This window comes from Kitasatospora sp. NBC_00374 (assembly GCF_041434935.1).
Taxonomy (GTDB): domain Bacteria; phylum Actinomycetota; class Actinomycetes; order Streptomycetales; family Streptomycetaceae; genus Kitasatospora.
Genome location: NZ_CP107964.1, coordinates 6,000,197 through 6,016,832 on the forward strand (window position 1 = coordinate 6,000,197; position 16,636 = coordinate 6,016,832).

The 16,636-nt window shown below is 73.4% G+C and carries 15 protein-coding genes; 7 read left to right on the forward strand and 8 right to left on the reverse strand.

All coding sequences use genetic code 11. The features are described from left to right. Positions 1-2: 2 nt before the first annotated feature. Positions 3-1,781 (reverse strand): 3-hydroxyacyl-CoA dehydrogenase family protein, encoded by a 1,779-nt coding sequence (locus OG871_RS26770; RefSeq protein WP_371500030.1) that lies wholly within the window; start codon positions 1,779-1,781, stop codon positions 3-5. A 431-nt stretch (positions 1,782-2,212) separates the two neighbouring features. Between OG871_RS26770 and OG871_RS26775 the strand changes: the two genes are divergently transcribed. Then, positions 2,213-2,794, forward strand: coding sequence for a Uma2 family endonuclease (locus OG871_RS26775; protein ID WP_371500032.1), 582 nt, complete (start codon positions 2,213-2,215; stop codon positions 2,792-2,794). Positions 2,795-2,857: 63 nt separating this feature from the next. Here OG871_RS26775 and OG871_RS26780 read toward each other — a convergent pair whose 3' ends face one another. The 3 genes from OG871_RS26780 to OG871_RS26790 form a co-directional block, all read right to left on the reverse strand. Further along, positions 2,858-4,348, reverse strand: coding sequence for an MFS transporter (locus OG871_RS26780; protein ID WP_371500033.1), 1,491 nt, complete (start codon positions 4,346-4,348; stop codon positions 2,858-2,860). Between the two features lie 126 nt (positions 4,349-4,474). Beyond that, positions 4,475-5,113, reverse strand: a complete 639-nt coding sequence (locus OG871_RS26785) for a TetR/AcrR family transcriptional regulator (RefSeq protein ID WP_371500035.1) — start codon at positions 5,111-5,113, stop codon at positions 4,475-4,477. A 155-nt stretch (positions 5,114-5,268) separates the two neighbouring features. Then, the gene (locus OG871_RS26790; RefSeq protein WP_371500037.1) at positions 5,269-5,550 is read right to left on the reverse strand and encodes a hypothetical protein; all 282 of its coding nucleotides are present in this window, start codon (positions 5,548-5,550) and stop codon (positions 5,269-5,271) included. A 104-nt stretch (positions 5,551-5,654) separates the two neighbouring features. Between OG871_RS26790 and OG871_RS26795 the strand changes: the two genes are divergently transcribed. The 3 genes from OG871_RS26795 (at position 5,655) to OG871_RS26805 (ending at position 9,747) form a co-directional block, all read left to right on the forward strand. Continuing rightward, complete coding sequence (locus OG871_RS26795; RefSeq protein ID WP_371500039.1) at positions 5,655-6,974, forward strand: glutamine synthetase; 1,320 nt, start codon at positions 5,655-5,657, stop codon at positions 6,972-6,974. Between the two features lie 4 nt (positions 6,975-6,978). Then, positions 6,979-8,106 (forward strand): amidohydrolase family protein, encoded by a 1,128-nt coding sequence (locus tag OG871_RS26800; RefSeq protein WP_371500041.1) that lies wholly within the window; start codon positions 6,979-6,981, stop codon positions 8,104-8,106. 156 nt (positions 8,107-8,262) lie between these two features. Next, positions 8,263-9,747 carry a S8 family serine peptidase gene (locus OG871_RS26805; RefSeq protein ID WP_371500043.1) on the forward strand — a complete coding sequence of 495 codons (1,485 nt, stop codon included), beginning with the start codon at positions 8,263-8,265 and terminating at the stop codon, positions 9,745-9,747. A gap of 122 nt (positions 9,748-9,869) precedes the next feature. On the opposite strand, the gene OG871_RS26810 is transcribed toward OG871_RS26805, so the two are convergent. Genes OG871_RS26810 through OG871_RS26825 form a run of 4 tightly spaced genes read right to left on the reverse strand, consistent with a single transcriptional unit; the run spans position 9,870 to position 12,655 of the window. After that, entirely contained in the window at positions 9,870-10,763 is an 894-nt protein-coding gene (locus OG871_RS26810; protein ID WP_371500044.1) for a HipA family kinase, read from the reverse strand. 35 nt (positions 10,764-10,798) lie between these two features. Then, positions 10,799-11,500, reverse strand: a complete 702-nt coding sequence (locus tag OG871_RS26815; protein ID WP_371500045.1) for a hypothetical protein — start codon at positions 11,498-11,500, stop codon at positions 10,799-10,801. Continuing rightward, positions 11,497-12,030 carry a SigE family RNA polymerase sigma factor gene (locus tag OG871_RS26820; RefSeq protein WP_371500047.1) on the reverse strand — a complete coding sequence of 178 codons (534 nt, stop codon included), beginning with the start codon at positions 12,028-12,030 and terminating at the stop codon, positions 11,497-11,499. Before OG871_RS26820 ends, OG871_RS26815 begins: the two co-directional genes overlap by 4 nt. A 31-nt stretch (positions 12,031-12,061) precedes the next feature. Then, positions 12,062-12,655, reverse strand: a complete 594-nt coding sequence (locus OG871_RS26825) for a hypothetical protein (RefSeq protein ID WP_371500048.1) — start codon at positions 12,653-12,655, stop codon at positions 12,062-12,064. A 347-nt stretch (positions 12,656-13,002) separates the two neighbouring features. Between OG871_RS26825 and OG871_RS26830 the strand changes: the two genes are divergently transcribed. From OG871_RS26830 to OG871_RS26840, 3 genes are all read left to right on the forward strand, one after another. Continuing rightward, positions 13,003-13,443 (forward strand): SRPBCC family protein, encoded by a 441-nt coding sequence (locus OG871_RS26830; RefSeq protein ID WP_371500050.1) that lies wholly within the window; start codon positions 13,003-13,005, stop codon positions 13,441-13,443. Between the two features lie 177 nt (positions 13,444-13,620). Then, positions 13,621-14,784 (forward strand): glycosyltransferase, encoded by a 1,164-nt coding sequence (locus OG871_RS26835; protein ID WP_371500051.1) that lies wholly within the window; start codon positions 13,621-13,623, stop codon positions 14,782-14,784. 348 nt (positions 14,785-15,132) lie between these two features. Continuing rightward, positions 15,133-16,635, forward strand: a complete 1,503-nt coding sequence (locus OG871_RS26840) for a sugar transferase (protein ID WP_371500053.1) — start codon at positions 15,133-15,135, stop codon at positions 16,633-16,635. Position 16,636 lies beyond the last annotated feature (1 nt).

Genomic DNA, 16,636 nt, shown 5'->3' on the forward strand with positions numbered 1-16,636 from the left:
GGTCATCGGCGGGCGTGGTCGCGGAAGCCGCGACCGCTCTTGCGGCCCAGGCAGCCGGCCGCCACCAGGTGCTCCAGCAGCGGCGCCGCCGCCAGCCCCGGCTCGCGGAACTCCTGGTGCAGCACCTGCTCGATGGTCAGCGAGACGTCCAGACCGACCACGTCCAGCAGCTCGAACGGGCCCATCGGGTAGCCGCAGCCCAGCTTCATCGCGGTGTCGATGTCGTCCACCGTCGCGTAGTGCTCCTGCAGCATCCGCACCGCGTCGTTCAGGTACGGGAAGAGCAGCGCGTTCACGATGAAGCCGGCCCGGTCACCGCACTCCACCGCGTGCTTGCGGGCCTTGCCGCACAGCTCCAGCACCGTCGCGGTGACGTCCTCGGCGGTCAGCACCGTGGAGACCACCTCGACCAGCTTCATGGCCGGCGCCGGGTTGAAGAAGTGCATGCCGATCACGTCCTGCGGCCGCGAGGTCGCGGTCGCACAGCTGATCACCGGCAGGCTGGAGGTGGTGGTGGCGAGCACCGCACCCGGCTTGCAGATCTTGTCGAGGGTGGCGAACAGCTCCCGCTTGATCTCCAGGTCCTCCGCCACCGCCTCGACCACCAGGTCGACCTCCGCCAGGTCGGCGTACTGCCCGGTCGGGGTGGTCAGCGCCAGCGCCGCGTCGCGCTGCTCCGCCGTCAGCCGGCCCTTGGCCACCGAGCGCTCCAGCGACTTCGCCAGCTGCGCCTTGGCGCGGTCCGCCTTCTCCTGGCTGCGCGCGGCCAGCAGCACCGGGTAGCCGGCCTTGGCCAGCACCTCGACGATGCCGGTCGCCATCGTGCCCGAGCCGCAGACGCCGATGCTGCGCACCTCACGGCCCGCGACCCGGCCCGCCCGGCCCGCCCCGGCGGGCTCGGCGACCACCTTGGACGACCCGCGGGCCTCGTAGGTGTAGAAGCCGCGGCCCGACTTGCGGCCCAGCAGCCCGGCCGAGGCCAGCTGGCCGAGGATCGGGGCCGGGGCGTGCAGCCGGTCCCTGGACTGCTCGTACATCGCCTCCAGCACGGTGCGCGCGGTGTCGATGCCGATCAGGTCGAGCAGCGCCAGCGGGCCCATCGGCAGGCCGCAGCCCAGCCGCATCGCGGCGTCGATGTCCTCCCGGGTGGCGTACCGCGACTCGAACATCGCGGCGGCCTGGTTCAGGTACGCGAACAGCAGGCCGTTGACGATGAAGCCGGCCCGGTCGCCCGCGGCCACCGGCTCCTTGTCCAGCTCGCGGGCCAGGGTGGCGACATCCTCGGCGGCCTGCGGGGAGGTCAGCACCGTGCGGACCACCTCGACCAGCCGCATCGAGTGCACCGGGTTGAAGAAGTGCACGCCGAGCACCCGCTCCGGGCGGGCCGTGGCGGCGGCGATCCGGGTCACCGACAGTGCGGTGGTACCGGTCGCGAGCACGGTCCCGGCCGGGCAGATCCGGTCCAGCTCGGCGAAGATCTGCCGCTTCAGCTCCAGCTGCTCCGGCACCTCCTCGATCACCAGATCGGCGCCGGCGGCGGCCTCCAGCTCGTGGCCGACCGAGATCAGGGCGAGCAGTGCGCTGCGAGCTTCGGGGGTGAACCGCTCACGCTCGACGGCGTGCGCGGTGGCCTCCTCGATCCGGGCCAGGGCCCGGGCGGCGGCGGCCGCGTCGGCCTCGATGCCGATCACCCGGCGGCCACTGCGGGCCACCGCGACGGCGACACCGGCACCCATGGTGCCGAGGCCGACCACAGCGACAGTGGGGAAGGGACGCTCCATTGTCCGGACTCCTTGTCATGGGCCCGCGCCGCGCTCCCGCACGGCCGGCCGGCTCGTCGTCGAGCGGCGGCTCAGGGTGCGCGGGAGGAGGGTTCGGCGGCGCGGGGGCGGGAGATGACGTTTCGTGACATGCCGACAGGGGCCGGTCCGCTCCGGCCGTGCTGAGGGTGTGCCGAGGTGCTCAGGCGTTCTGAGAGAAGAAGGAAGCGACTCTGAAGGACTGCGCTGAGGAGGCCCTGAAGGCCCGGGAAGCAGAACACCAGGCGGCCGTCGATCACACACGGCCGCGGCCCTGCCGGTGCGGCTCCCGAAGCCCGGCAGTGGTGCGTGCGGTCACTGTAGCGGAGTTACCCCGGGGTAGGAAGAGGGCAATCCGCCACCGGGACACGCGGGTTGTCGTTTGGTGGCCGCGCCGACCGAAGGAGGACACCATGGCAGTCATGACCTTGGACCGGACTCAGATGGACCTTGCGGCCTTCGAGGCCATCGCGATAACCGCCGCGCGGGAGAACGTGACGCTGGAGTTCATCAACGGCAGGATCGGAGTCAAGCCGGTGCCCGACGGCGACCACGGCGAGATCATCATGTGGCTGCTCGAACGGTGCATGCAGCAGCGCCGCGAACTTCGTCTCTATCCGGAGCAAGGGCTGAAGGTGGAGAGCTACCGCACCGGTCACGCCCGGCCCGACGGTGCTCTCGCACACAAGGGCACCTTCGCGGGGCAGGGCGAGTGGGCCGACCCCGACGGGGTTCTGATGGTGGTCGAGGTCACCTCCCGCGACCCTGACGCCGACCGGCGCGACCGGATCGAGAAGCCGGCCGCCTACGCGCAGACGAGGATCCCGGTCTACCTGCTGATCGACCGCGACGCCGACACGGTCACCGTGCACAGCGAGCCCGAGGCCGGCCGGTACCGGAGCGTGGTCACCCTCTCGTACGGGCACGAGGTGGTGATCCCGAGCCCCGTCTCGATCACTCTCGACACCGAGGCCCTCAAGGACTACGTCCGCTGACCCGGACGCACTGCGGCCCGCCCGGAGGGTTCCGGGCGGGCCGCAGTGGGGTCGGACGGGGTGTCAGTGCGCCATGACGGGCACGGCGAGCTCGTCCGAGTCGGCGGCGGAGGCCTGGTGGGCGTCCGGGCGGCCGGTGTTGATGAGGGTGAAGGCGATACCGGCGGCCAGCACCAGGATGCCGACCGACCACCAGATGGCGGTGGAGTAGCTGTGCACCATGGCCTGGAGCTTGATCAGCTGCTCCGGCCCCTCGTGGTGGGAGGTCAGGTACGCGGTGAAGGCGCTGGTCGCGATGGTGTTCAGCAGCGCGGTGCCGATCGCGCCGCCGACCTGCTGGGAGGTGTTCACCATGGCGGACGCGACGCCGGCGTCCTGCGGCTTCACACCGTGGGTGGCCATGCTCATGGCCGGCATGAAGGCGGTGCCCATGCCGAGGCCCATCAGGATCAGGCCGGGCAGGAGCTCCCAGTACGAGGTGGAGACCCCGATCCGGGTGAAGATCAGCATGCCCAGGGCGGCGACCAGGAAGCCGGGCGCCATCAGGTAGCGCGGGGCGACCCGGGTCATCAGGCGGGCGCCGATCTGGGTCGAGCCGGTGATCATGCCCGCCACCATCGGCAGGAAGGCCAGGCCGGTGACGACCGGCTTGTAGCCGAGGACGACCTGCAGGTAGTAGGTCAGGAAGAGGAACAGGCCGAACATGCCGATCACGGCGAGGCCCAGCGACAGGTAGACGCCGCCGCGGTTGCGCTCGGTGATGACCCGCAGCGGCAGCAGCGGGGCCTTGACCTTGCTCTCGACCAGGACGAACGCGATCAGCAGGACGGCGGCGGCGACGAACAGGGCGATGGTGCTGCCGGAGGTCCAGCCGGCGGACTCGGCCCGGGTGAAGCCGTAGACCAGGGAGACGAGGCCGGTGGTGACCAGCAGCACGCCGGGGATGTCCAGGCGGTTGCGGTTCTGGCTGCCGACCGGCTCGCGGATCACCAGCACGGCGCCGGCGACGGCGACCAGGGCGAACGGGATGTTGACGTAGAAGGTCCAGCGCCAGTTCAGGTACTCGGTGAGCAGGCCGCCCAGGATCAGGCCGATGGCACCGCCACCACCCGCGATCGCGCCGTAGATGCCGAAGGCCTTGGCCCGCTCCTTGGCGTCGGTGAACATCACCGCGAGCAGCGAGAGCGCGGCCGGGGCGAGCAGTGCGCCGAACACACCCTGCAGGGCGCGGGCGCCGAGCAGCATGCCGGTGTTGGCGGCCATGCCGCCGATCGCGGAGGCGAGCGCGAAGCCGATCAGGCCGACGGTGAAAGTCCGCTTGCGGCCCCACAGGTCGGCGATCCGGCCGCCGAAGAGCAGCAGGCCGCCGAAGGCCAGCGCGTAGGCGGTGATCACCCACTGCCGGTTGCCGTCGGATATGTGCAGGTCGGTCTGGGCCGAGGGGAGCGCGATGTTCACGACCGTGGCGTCCAGGACGACCATCAGCTGGGCCAGGCCGATGAAGATGAGCGCCTTCCACCGCCGCGGATCGGGCTGCAGGGCTGATTCAGACATGGGGGTACCCACTTGTGTGCGAGAGAGCGGAAAAGTCAGGGAGGTGACGCGGGACGTGCGGAAAACGGTCGTGCGGAAACGGTCGTGCGGAACGTGCAAGCCGAGGTGCGGGAGGCGGGACCTGTGTCAGGCGCGCGGCTTCAGGTCCTCCAGCGTGACGGCGCGGCCGGGCAGGGCGGATCGGGTCGGGGCCTGCATGCCGTCGAGGAAGAGCTGCAGGTGGCGGTGGACGAACTGGTCGATGTCCAGGCACTTGGTACCGGGCAGCGGGCGGGTGAGCTGGGTGATGGCGATGACGAAGTCGCCGACCCCCACGTCCTCGCGCAGCTGTCCGGATTCGTGGGCCCGGGCGACCACCTCGGTGGTGGTCTCCTGGAGCCTGGCCTTGGCGTCGGCCATCTCGGGGTCGTTCATGTCGATGTGGTCGGAGAGCAGCGGGCACAGGGCGCCCATCCGCTCGTCGGCCGAGGCGTGGGCGAAACGGGTGAGGGCCGCGAAGGCGTCGGGCTCCTCGGCCATGGCGCGCTCGGCGTGCTCCACCACGCGGTCCAGGACCGAGAGCGTCACGTGGTGGATCAGCTCGCGCCGGTCGGCGAAGTTGCGGTAGAGCGTCGCGTTGCCGACTCCGGCGCGGCGCGCGATCTCGTCGAACGGGACGTCCGCGCCGTGCTCGACGAAGGCCTCGCGGGCCGCGTCGATGATCCGGGCCCGGTTGCGACTCGCGTCCGCCCGGAGCTTCGGGGTCGGAGTGGTGTTGGTGATCATCTGGTGCTCCCCTCGACCCCCGTGGCGGATGCTTCCGGGGAATGTCTCCCCGCTTGCTTCGACACTAGCCTAAGCGGGGAAAGAGTCCCCGGAAATTTCGAAACCCGATGTGACGTGCGCCACATCGGGTTTTGCGGGTCGCCGGCGGGTCGGGCTCAGAAGATGTCGTTGTTCCCCGACCAGGTGTACCGGGCGCCGCCCAGCGGTTCGTCGAACCGGTAGCTCCTGCCGTCGGCCGAGGTCCGCTCGGGCGCGCCGTCGGGGAAGTACGCGTAACCGGAACCCTCCAGCCCGACGCCGGCGACGGTGATCTCCACTCCGCCGGGCTCCGGCAGCGCCCCGGCCAGTGCGGCCAGGAACACGAGCGGGCCCCGGAATCCGAGGACGGCCGCCGGACCGGCCGGAGTCGGCCGTACTGCCGGGGACGTGTGTGTCATATCGCATGTCCATCAGCGCGCCGGGGTCGCGCCCGCTCGCCCGGTCGGGTGAATGGACCGGCCGGAGGTCGGTACACGGCCGACCCGGGCGGCAGCATGGGTGCATGAGCACGCTGCAGACCCGCGCCGAGCGAGCCGCCCAAGCCCTGTCCGCCGCCGACCGGTTGAGCGCGGCCGGCGTGGACGGTGTGGTGCTCGGCTGGGTCGACAACGCCGGTCTGCACCGCGTGAAGGCCGTCCCGGTCGGGCAGTTGCCGCACGCGGCCGAGTGGGGAGTCGGCGCCGCGCCCTGCTTCGACGCCTTTCTGGTCGACGACTCGATGGCCCCGACCGGCAGCCCGGTCGGCGACCTGCGCCTGGTCCCGGATATCGCCGCCCTCACCGCGCTGTCCGCGCAGCCGGGTTGGGCCTGGGCCCCGGCCGACCGGTACGCCCAGGACGGCGAGCCGCACCCCGGCTGCCAGCGGCTCTTCGCCGGCCGGATGGCGGCCGAGGCCGGACGGCGCGGTCTGGAGATCCGGGCGGGCATCGAGACCGAGTGGGTGGTGGTCGACGGCGCCGGCGCCGGGCCCGCGTACGGGATGCGCCGCCTGATCGGGCTGTCCGACTACCTCCGGGACGTCCTCCGGGCCCTGCGGGACCAGGGGTTGACGGTGCTGCAGATCCACCCGGAGTACGCCGTCGGCCAGTTCGAGGTCTCGACCGCCCCGGCCGGCCCGGTCGAGGCCGCGGACACCGCCCTGCTGGTGCGCCACACCGTGCAGGCCGTCTCGGTACGGCACGGGCTGGACGCCTCCTTCGCCCCCGCCGTCACCGCGGGCGGTGTGGGCAACGGCGGACACCTGCACCTCAGTCTCCGGCGCGCCGGGCGCAACCTGGGCAGCGGCGGCCCCGGCCGGTACGGGCTGACCGCGGAGGGCGAAGCCTTCCTCGCAGGGGTGCTGGCGGAACTGCCGGCCCTGCTCGCGCTCGGCGCGCCGAGCGTGGCCAGCTACCTGCGCCTGGTGCCCGGACGCTGGGCGGGCCCCTACCGGTGCTGGGGGCGGGAGAACCGGGAGGCGGCGCTGCGGCTGATCCCCGGCTCCGTACCGGAGCAGGCCAACGCCGAGGTGAAGTGCTTCGACGCCGCGGCCAACCCGTACCTGGCGGTCGGCGGCGTGCTGGCGGCCGGTTTCGACGGGATCGACCGCGGGCTGCGGCTGCCGCCGGAGGTGTCCGGGGACCCGGCCGACTCCGGCTACGCCGAGCGGCTGCCCGCCGACCTGGCGGAGGCCACCGCCGCCTTCAAGGGGTCCGACGTGCTGCGGACGGCCCTCGGCGAGGAGCTGCACTCGGCGGTGCTGGCCGTCCGGGAGGCCGAGACCGGCCTGTTCGCCGGGTGGACCGCCGAGGACGTGATCGCCGCGACCCGGATGCGCTGGTGAGGGCGTGCTGATCGACCAGCACTGCCACAGCGTGCTCGCGCCCGGCGCCGAGGAGCCGGACGACGAGACGCTCGGCACGCTGCTCACCGAGTCCGACCGGCCGCCCGCGGCGGGCACCGACCCGTTCGGCGGCGCGCTCGGCCTCGCCGTCCGCCGCTGGTGCCCGCCCGCCCTGGGGCTGCCGGCCCACGCCGACCCGGCCGCGTACCTGGCCCGGCGGCGCGAGCTGGGGACGGCCGAGGCCACCCGGCGGCTGCTGTCGGCCGCCGGCCTGACGGCCTGCCTGGTGGACACCGGCCTGACCACCGCGGCCGGCCGCCCGCTGCTCCCGCTCGCCGATCTCGCCCGGGCCTCGGGCGCCCGGGTGTACGAGGTGGTCCGGCTGGAGACGGTCGCCGCCGAAGTGGTGGCCGAGCCGGCCCGCTGGCCGGAGGCCCTGGCGCAGGCGCTCGCGGACGCCTGCGCGGACGCCGTGGCGGTGAAGTCGGTACTGGCGTACCGCTACGGGCTGGCGATCCCGGCGGCCCGGCCGACCCGCGCCGAGGTGGTGCGGGCGGCCGGCGAGTGGCTGGGCGGGCCGCGCGAGCGGCTCGCCGATCCGGTGCTGCTGCGCCATCTGCTCTGGCAGGCCGTTGAGTTGGGGCTGCCAATCCAGCTGCACACCGGCTTCGGCGACCCGGACCTGCGGCTCCACCTCGCCGATCCGGCCCTGCTGGTGGACTTCGTCCGCGCGGTCGAACCCTCGGGCGTGCCGCTGGTGTTGCTGCACTGCTACCCGTACCACCGGCAGGCCGCCTGGCTGGCGCACTGCTTCCCCCAGGTCTACGTGGACGTCGGCCTCACCCTCTCGTACACCGGCGCGCGGGCGGCCGAGGTGCTCGGAGAGGTGCTCGAACTGGCCCCGTTCGGCAAGGTGATGTTCTCCACCGACGCCTACGGGCTGCCCGAGCTGTACCTGGTCGGCGCCGCCCAGTACCGGTACGCGCTCGACCGGCTGCTGGCCGGCTGGCGGCAGGACGGCGCCTGTACCGCGGCGGACGCGGCCGCGATCGGGGCGGGGCTGTCCGGCGCCAACGCGAGCCGCCTCTACCGGCTGGATCTCGCCACCCCAGCTGACGGCCAGGTTACCTGAGGTCACATCAGCTGGTCAGGCCCGCCTTCCCCGGGCCGCCGCGGATCACTCCCGTCGGCACCCTTGCGGAAGCGATCCGATGGTCACTAGCGTCCCACCCACTTACGTGTTCCTGCCATCAGCGGGGCACTACGAGACTCGGGAGGGTCATCCCCTATGAGAGTTCCTCGGATACGTCGGGCGCGGCTCGCGGCGGCAGGTCTCGCGCTCGCCACCGCCGGCTCGATCGCGCTGCCGGCCGGCACCGCCGCGGCAGCCGGATCGGACGCTCCGGCGGCCGGGCCCCTGCTCAGCTATGTGGTGAACACCCAGGCCGACCACGGCCAGGTGAAGAAGGCCGAGAAGGAGATCACCAAGGCCGGCGGCACGGTGGTCTACGCGTACGAGCAGATCGGCGTGGTGATCGCGCGGTCCGCCGACACCGGCTTCGCGGCCAGGCTGCGGCACGTCCGCGGCATCGACTCGGTCGGCGCCAGCCGGACGGCCGGCATCGTCGCCGCCGACGTGGAGTCCACCGTCGAACGGGTCTCCGCGGGCGCCACCCCGACCGACGGCTCCGAGCCGCTCTGGGCGAACCAGTGGGACATGCGGCAGATCGGCGTGGACAAGGCCCACGAGACCACGCTCGGCAGCCGCCGCGTCGTGGTCGGGGTGCTGGACTCCGGCATCGACGCCAAGCACGAGGACCTGGCCGCCAACGTGGACGCCTCGCTCTCGGCCTCCTGCATCGAGGGCGGCAAGCCGAACACCGACTACAACGCCTGGCAGCCCACCACCAGCGACCACGGCACGCACGTGGCCGGCACCATCGCGGCCGCCAAGAACGGCAAGGGCGTCGAGGGCATCGCCCCGGGCGTCCGGCTGGCGGCGGTCAAGGTGGTCGACGACGGCGGGTTCATCTACCCGGAGTACGCCATCTGCGGCTTCGTCTGGGCCGGTGAGCACCACTTCAAGGTGACCAACAACAGCTACTACATCGACCCGTGGCTGTTCAACTGCAAGAGCGACCCCGACCAGGCCGCCGTCTCGACGGCCGTCCGCCGGGCCGTGGCCTTCTCGCAGCGCAACGGCGTGCTGAACGTGGCCGCCGCCGGCAACGAGAACTACGACCTGGCCCACAAGACCGTCGACCCGACCAGCCCGGACGACACCACCCCGGCCGAGCGCCCGATCGACGCCAACTGCCTGGTCCTGCCGACCGAGGTGCCCGGCGTCGTGGTGACCTCCTCGGTGGGCGTCAAGGGCGACAAGTCCTTCTACTCGACCTACGGCAAGGGCAAGGTGACGGTCGCCGCCCCCGGCGGCGACTCCCGCTACCAGCTGCCCGACACCCCCGACAAGAACGGCCGGGTGCTCTCCACCGTCCGCGGCGGCTACGCCTACATGCAGGGCACCTCGATGGCCTCCCCGCACACCACCGGCGTGGTCGCGCTGCTCGCCTCCACCCACCCGTGGGCCGGGCCGGACGAGCTGCGCGCCATGCTGACCCACCAGGCCGACGAGCACGCCTGCCCGGCGACCTACGACCCGTCCGGCGACGGCGCGTGGAAGGCGGTCTGCGAGGGCGGTACCTCGAACAACGGCTTCTACGGCGCCGGCATCATCAACGCGGCCAAGGCCGCGCAGTGGTGGCGCTGGTGAGCCGGGGCTGACCTCCCGAGCTCCCGCCGAACCCCGCCCCGTCCGGGCCTCCCGCCCGGGCGGGGCTCGCCGTTTCGCCGTTTCGGCGGTTCGACGGATCCGCGGCCGGCCGCCGGCGCCGGTCAGCCGACGTGCCGGCTCCAGTCGGCCTCGACCGGGGCCAGACCGTGCCGGTTCGGGACCTGCTTGAGCCAGTCCGGCCGCGCGGCCAGGGTGGCCGCCGCCCGCTCGGCCTCGGCGGCCCGCTGCTCCTCCGGGGTGGCGAAGCAGGTCGGCAGCCAGGCGGCGGACCCGGCCGCCCGCGCGGCCAGCTGCGCCACGTACGCCGCCCGCAGCTCCGACTCCGTGGCGAAGCCGGGCTCGTCGGCCAGCCACTCGGACGGCACCAGCGCGACCACCTCCCGCAGCAGCGCCTCGGTGACCAGCGGCGCGAGCGCCGCGTCGGCGGCCCGGACGTCCGGGTGGTGCCCGCCGAGCGCGTGCGCGGCCATCGGGTAGGCCTTCAGCAGCGAGGCGGCGGCACCGGACCAGCGGTGGTGGAAGACCAGCCCGGCGCCGTTGTCGATCAGCCACAGCCGGCCGTGCCAGACCATCAGGTTGGGGTTGGCGGTGGTGCGGTCCACGTTGCCGGTCAGCGCGTCCAGCCAGACCACCCGGCCGGCCTCGACGGGGTCGACGTCCAGCAGGCCGGGGCGGTAGTCGCGGGCGCCGGGGAGGAGGTCCATACCCAGGTTGAGGCCGGCGCTGGCCCGCAGGATGTCCTGGATCTCCGGGTCCGGTTCGTCGGCCGCGACCACCGGGTCGAAGTCGACCAGCACCAGCGGGGGTACCCGCAGCCCGAGCCGCCGGGCCAGTTCGCCGACGATCACCTCGGCCACCAGCGCCTTGCGGCCCTGCGCGGCACCGGCGAACTTCACCACGTAGGTACCCAGGTCGTCGGTCTCGACGACCCCCGGCACCGAACCACCCGCGCGCAGCGGATCGACATAGCGGACTGCGGTCACCTGATCGAGCACACCGGCCAGCTTAGACCGACCGGCGATCTGCACCCTCAGAAGTTCTGGTGGCCGACGGTGCGGTGTTGGGTGTCGTACTCGTCGAGGGTGGTCTGGTGGGAGGTGGCGGGGACGGGGATGGCGTAGGCGGTGAAGGCGGTGCCGGGGATGGTGGCGGTGGTGGCGGTGGTGGGTGTGGTGTTGCTGAAGGTCATGGTGGCGCTGGCGACGTCGGCGGCGGGCTGGGCGAGGAAGAGGCTGGCGCCGTTGGGGAGGTTGTGCTGGCCGTACATGCCGCGGGGGCTGGTGTCGGTGGGGTTCTTGACGCCGGCGCAGTCGCCGTAGGGGTTGGTGACCCGGTCGTTGAAGGTGGTCCGCAGGCAGACCAGGCTGCCGGCGGTCTTCTCGCCGGGTGCGTAGTCGGCGGGGACGGTGGGGTAGTAGGTCAGTGTCACCGACCAGGCGGCGCCGTCCAGGACGCCGCTGCCCACGGTCTGCGACAGCTGGCCCGCGACCGGGGGCGGTGGTGCGGCGGCGAACTGGACCTGTGGTGGTCCCGCCGGGTCCCGCAGCTCCGAGGAGAGCGCGAGGGCGCCGGTCAGGGCACCGGCCAGGGCGCAGGTCGCGACGCCGGTCAGCGCCCGGCGGCGGCGGGTGCGCCGGGCCCGGCCCGACCGCAGGATCTCGGTGACCGGCGCGGGTGACGGGGTGACTCGCCCGGCCGAACGGGCGAGGGCGTCCTGGAGTCGATCGGTCATGGGGTCGCTCCCAACAGGTCGGCGGCGTGGTCGAGCAGGGCGGGGTCGGAGCGCAGCCTGGCCAGCGCACGGGACGCCTGGCTCTTCACCGTGCCGATGCTGCACCCGAGTTCGTCGGCGACCTGCTCCAGGCTCAGGTCCTCCCAGTAGCGCAGTACCACCACGGCCCGCTGGCGTTCGGGCAGCCCGGCGAGGGCCGCGACCAGCAGGTCGCGGTCCTCGCCGTCGTGGGTGACCGCCGGCGCCGGGGTGTCCGGCAGGAAGGGCGTCAGCAGGTGGCTGACCCTTCGCCGCCGGTACCGGCTGCGGTTGTTGTTCACCAGCGCGCGTCGCAGATAGCTCGCGGCGGTGTCCGGGTCGATCCGCCGCCAGTGCGGATACGCCTTCGCGAGGGTGGTCTGCACCAGGTCCTCGGCCTCGTGGAAGTCACCGGTCAGCAGATAGGCGGTCTGCACCAGTGCCCCCCACCGGGCCACCACGAACTCGCTGAAGCCGGCGTCCCTGCCTGCTCGCTCTGTGCCGCTGCGCACGGAAATGGGCGTCCTTCGGGTCGGTGGGCTGTCAGAAGTTCTGGTGGCCGACGGTGTGGTGTTGGGTGTCGTACTCGTCGAGGGTGGTCTGGTGGGAGGTGGCGGGGACGGGGATGGCGTAGGCGGTGAAGGCGGTGCCGGGGATGGTGGCGGTGGTGGCGGTGGTGGGTGTGGTGTTGCTGAAGGTCATGGTGGCGCTGGCGACGTCGGCGGCGGGCTGGGCGAGGAAGAGGCTGGCGCCGTTGGGGAGGTTGTGCTGGCCGTACATGCCGCGGGGGCTGGTGTCGGTGGGGCTCTTGACGCCGGCGCAGTCGCCGTAGGGGTTGGTGACCCGGTCGTTGAAGGTGGTCCGCAGGCAGACCAGGCTGCCGGCGGTCTTCTCGCCGGGTGCGTAGTCGGCGGGGACGGTGGGGTAGTAGGTCAGTGTCACCGACCAGGCGGCGCCGTCCAGGACGCCGCTGCCCACGGTCTGCGACAGCTGGCCCGCGACCGGCCCCGAGGCGAGCGGATCGGCGGTGGCCGCGGGGGTGGAGTCGGCGCTGGCGGAGGTGCTCAGGGCGAGGCCGGCCAGCGCGGCGGCGGCCGCGGCGGCCGCGATGAGCTTCTTGGTCCGTGCCTGGGTCATGGTTTCTCCTGGATCGCGAGGGATGAACGGCTGGAGCGGCGCCTCTCCACCCGTGAGTACTCCCGCTGCGCCGAACGGGTTGCACGGATGGGGTGCGTCTCTTCCTGGGGGAGTCTCCGGCCTGTCCTTTCCCGGAATCCGGGGGCCGACGGGCTCCACGGGTCCGACCGGACGGCTGCCCACCTTCGGGGCTTCGCCGCCGGAGGCCCCGGGTCTTGACCCGGTGCCGCCGACGGGCCCGCACGGATTGCGCCGGGCCGGTTTGGGCGGCGGCCGGGCGCGGTGGTTGGCTTGTCGGGATCACCGTGCGACGGCGATCGTCCGGACAGCAGAAGGAGAGCAGTCACATGGGCAAGGTGCAGGCCGGCACGGAGCGCGTCTACCAGGCCACCCCCAAGCAGGTGTACGAGGCGCTGGCGGACTACACCACAGTCCGTCCCCGGCTGCTGCCGGCGCAGTACAGCGAGTACGAGGTGCGGGCGGGCGGCACCGGCGCCGGTACGCAGGTGCACTGGCGGCTGCAGGCGACCGAGAAGCGAGTCCGGGACTGCCTGTTCACGGTGACCGAGCCGAGCCCCGAGAAGCTGGTGGAGACCGACGCCAACTCCACCATGGTGATCACCTGGACGGTGTCGGCGGTCGGCGAGAGCGGCTCCCGGGTGAGCGTGGAGGCGAGCTGGCAGGGGGCCACCGGCATCGGTGGCTTCTTCGAGCGGACCTTCGCCCCGAAGGGCCTCAACCGGATCCACGACGCGGTCCTCGCCAAGCTCGCGGACGAGCTGGCCTGACCCGTCCGCGGCGTACCGGCCGACGGGCGGGCAGCGGCCCGGCAGCGGCCCGTACGTCCGTACGCCAGCGGGGAACGCCCGTGCGGCCGGCGTGCCGTACGGGTGGCCCGGTTCCCCGGGACGGGTGAAGCGACCCCGGTCCGCAGCCCGCGCCGACCTAGGCTCGCGGCCGTGCGCATGACGATCCTTCATATCTCGCAGCCCGTGGACGGCGGAGTCGCCCGGGTGGTGGTGGACCTGGTCCGGGGCCAGCGGGAGGCGGGCTGCCGGGTCCTGGTGGCCTGCCCGCCCGGTGGCCGGCTGGCCGCCGAGGCCGCGGCCGCCGGGGCCCGGGTGCTGGACTGGCGGGCCGGGCGCTCGCCGGGCCCCGGCACGCCGGGGGAGGCGGCGCGGCTGCGCCGGATCGTCCGCGAGGTCGCCCCCGACGTGCTGCACCTGCACAGCGCGAAGGCGGGCCTGGCCGGCCGGCTGGCCGTCCGCGGCGCGGTGCCCACGGTGTTCCAGCCGCACGCCTGGTCCTTCGCCGCCGTCGGGGGGCCGCTGGCCGCCGCCTCGGTGCGCTGGGAGCGGTTCGCCACCCGATGGGCCCGGGTGCTGCTCTGCGTCAGCGAGCAGGAGCGGGTGGACGGGGTGGCCGCCGGGTTGGACGGCGGCTGGCGGGTGGTGCCCAACGGGGTGGACGTGCGGCACTTCGCCGTGGCCGACGCCGCCGCCCGGCGGGCCGCCCGGGCGGCGCTGGGCCTCGACCCGGTCGCCCCGCTCGCGGTCTGCGTGGGGCGGCTGTGCCGGCAGAAGGGTCAGGACGTCCTGCTGGACGCCTGGCCCGAGGTGGCGGCCGGGGTTCCGGCGGCCCGGCTGGCCCTGGTCGGCGGCGGGCCGGACGCCGCCGTGCTCGCGGAGCGGGTGCGCGCGTTGCCCGATCCGGCCGGGGTCCGGCTGGCGGGCGACGTGCCCGATCCCCGGCCGTGGCTGGCGGCGGCCGATCTGGTGGTCCTCCCGTCGCGCTGGGAGGGGATGGCGCTGGCCCCGCTGGAGGCGATGGCGACCGCCCGCCCGGTGCTGCTCTCGGACGTGCCGGGGGCTCGCGAGTGCCTGCCGCCGGGCGAGGCGGCGGCCGGCCTGGTGGCGCCGGGGGACCCGGCCGCGCTGGCGGCCCGGCTGGTGCGGGCACTGACCGATCCGGTCGGGTGCGAACGCCGTGGGGCCCTGGCCCGGGCGCACATGGTCGAGCGGCACGACATCCGGGAGGTGGTCCGGCAGGTGGCCGCCGTGTACGGCTCGCTGCTGCCGGGGGCGGTGGTGCCCGTGGGGTGTGGGCCCCGTGTCCCGGAGCGGTCCTGATCGTTTCTCAGACCGTGAATGCCTGCCGCGAAGGTGCTGCCGTATTCGCACCTGACCCGCAGAGCTGAGGTTGATATCCGACAGTCTGACTAATGGGCAGGTGGAATGACATGGCAAGTCAACTTCCGCTGTTTCAGGCGGCGTTCGCTAATGTCTGATTTCGCCTGTTTCGTTCCAATTTCCCGCGGTCAATCCATCCGAGGTCGATCAGAGAAATGGCCGATAGCCGCCCGAGGCAGCAGGTGCTTACCCGGACCGCGTCCACCGGGCCGGGATCGCCGTGTCGGCGCGACCCCGGCTCCGGCTGTCCCGCCACGGCGGGTACACAGCAGGGGAGTTCGTGCGCTGATGACCATTGACCACGAGAGTGTGCCGCGGCCGGGCAGGTCCCTGCCGGCGCCGCGGCGGCTCGCCACCGGGCTGCTCGACCGGCCGGTGGGCCTCCGCGCCCGCTCCGCGCCGAGCCTCGGCCGGCACCGCAGGCCGTTCCGCTCCCGGGCCGCCCTGCCGCTCTCGCTGGTCGCCGTCGACAGCCTCGCGGTCTACGGTGCCCAGGCCGGCATCGCCGCCGCCGCCCCGGGCCTGCACCCGCTGGCCGGCGCCGCCGCCCTGATCCCCCTGCTGCTGCCGCTCAACCTCGCCGGCGGCCTCTACCGCAACCGGCTCAGCCTCTCCGCCCTGGACGAGGTGCCGGCCCTCACCGCCCGGGCCGCCGTGGCGACCGCCTTCGCGGTCACCCTGGCCGGCTGCCTGAACGGCCACTGGCCCGACTTCGGCCCCGCCACCCCGTTGCGGCTCGCCGCCCTGGTGGCCGGCATCCTGCTGCTGGCCACCTGCGGCCGGGCATTCGCCTACCACCTGCTGCGCAAGGCCCGCCGCCGCCGCCCCAGCCCGGTCCTGGTCCTGGGCGCGGGCCACCTCGGCCAGCGGATCGCGGCCGCCCTCACCGAACGCCGGGAGTACGGGCTGCGCCCGATCGGCTACGTCGACCCCGACCCGGTCCTGCTCGCCGACGACGCCCGACTCCCGGTGCTCGGCGGCCGCGAGGTGCTGGAACGGGAGATCCGCCGGCACCGCATCCACCACGTGGTCGCCACCGAGGGCGCCGCCGACGAGGCCGAGACCGCCGCGGCCCTGCGCGACGCCGCCCGGCTCGGCTGCCAGGTCTGGCTGGTGCCCGCGCTGCGCGAGTACGGCCCACTCGGCCGTTTCCCCGCCGACCACCTGTACGGCTTCCCCTGCCTGCCACTGGCCCGGGCGGCGATGCGCCGCCACGGCTGGCCCGCCAAGCGCGCCCTGGACATCGCCGCCGCCGGCCTCGGCCTGCTCGCGCTCTCCCCCCTGCTGGCCGTCTGCGCGGTGGCCGTCCGTTTCGACACCGGCCCCGGCGTGCTCTTCCGCCAGCAGCGCACCGGCCTGGACGGCAAGGTGTTCACCGTCCTCAAGTTCCGCACCCTGCGCCCCAGCAACGAGCACGAGTCCGCGACCCGCTGGAACATCTCCCAGGACCACCGGATGGGCGCCGTCGGCCGCCTGCTGCGCCGCAGCTCGATGGACGAGCTCCCGCAGCTGTGGAACGTGCTGCGCGGCGACATGAGCCTGGTCGGCCCCCGGCCCGAGCGCCCGTACTTCGTGATGCGCTTCGGCCAGGCCTACCCCGAGTACGCCGACCGCCACCGGGTGCCGGTCGGACTCACCGGCCTGGCCCAGGTGAACGGTCTGCGCGGCGACACCTCGATCGAGGACCGGGCCCGCTTCGACAACCGCTACATCGAGGGCTGGAGCCTGTGGCAGGACGCCAAGATCCTGCTCCGCACCGCCGCCCTGATGCTGCACCCGGACGGGAGCTGAG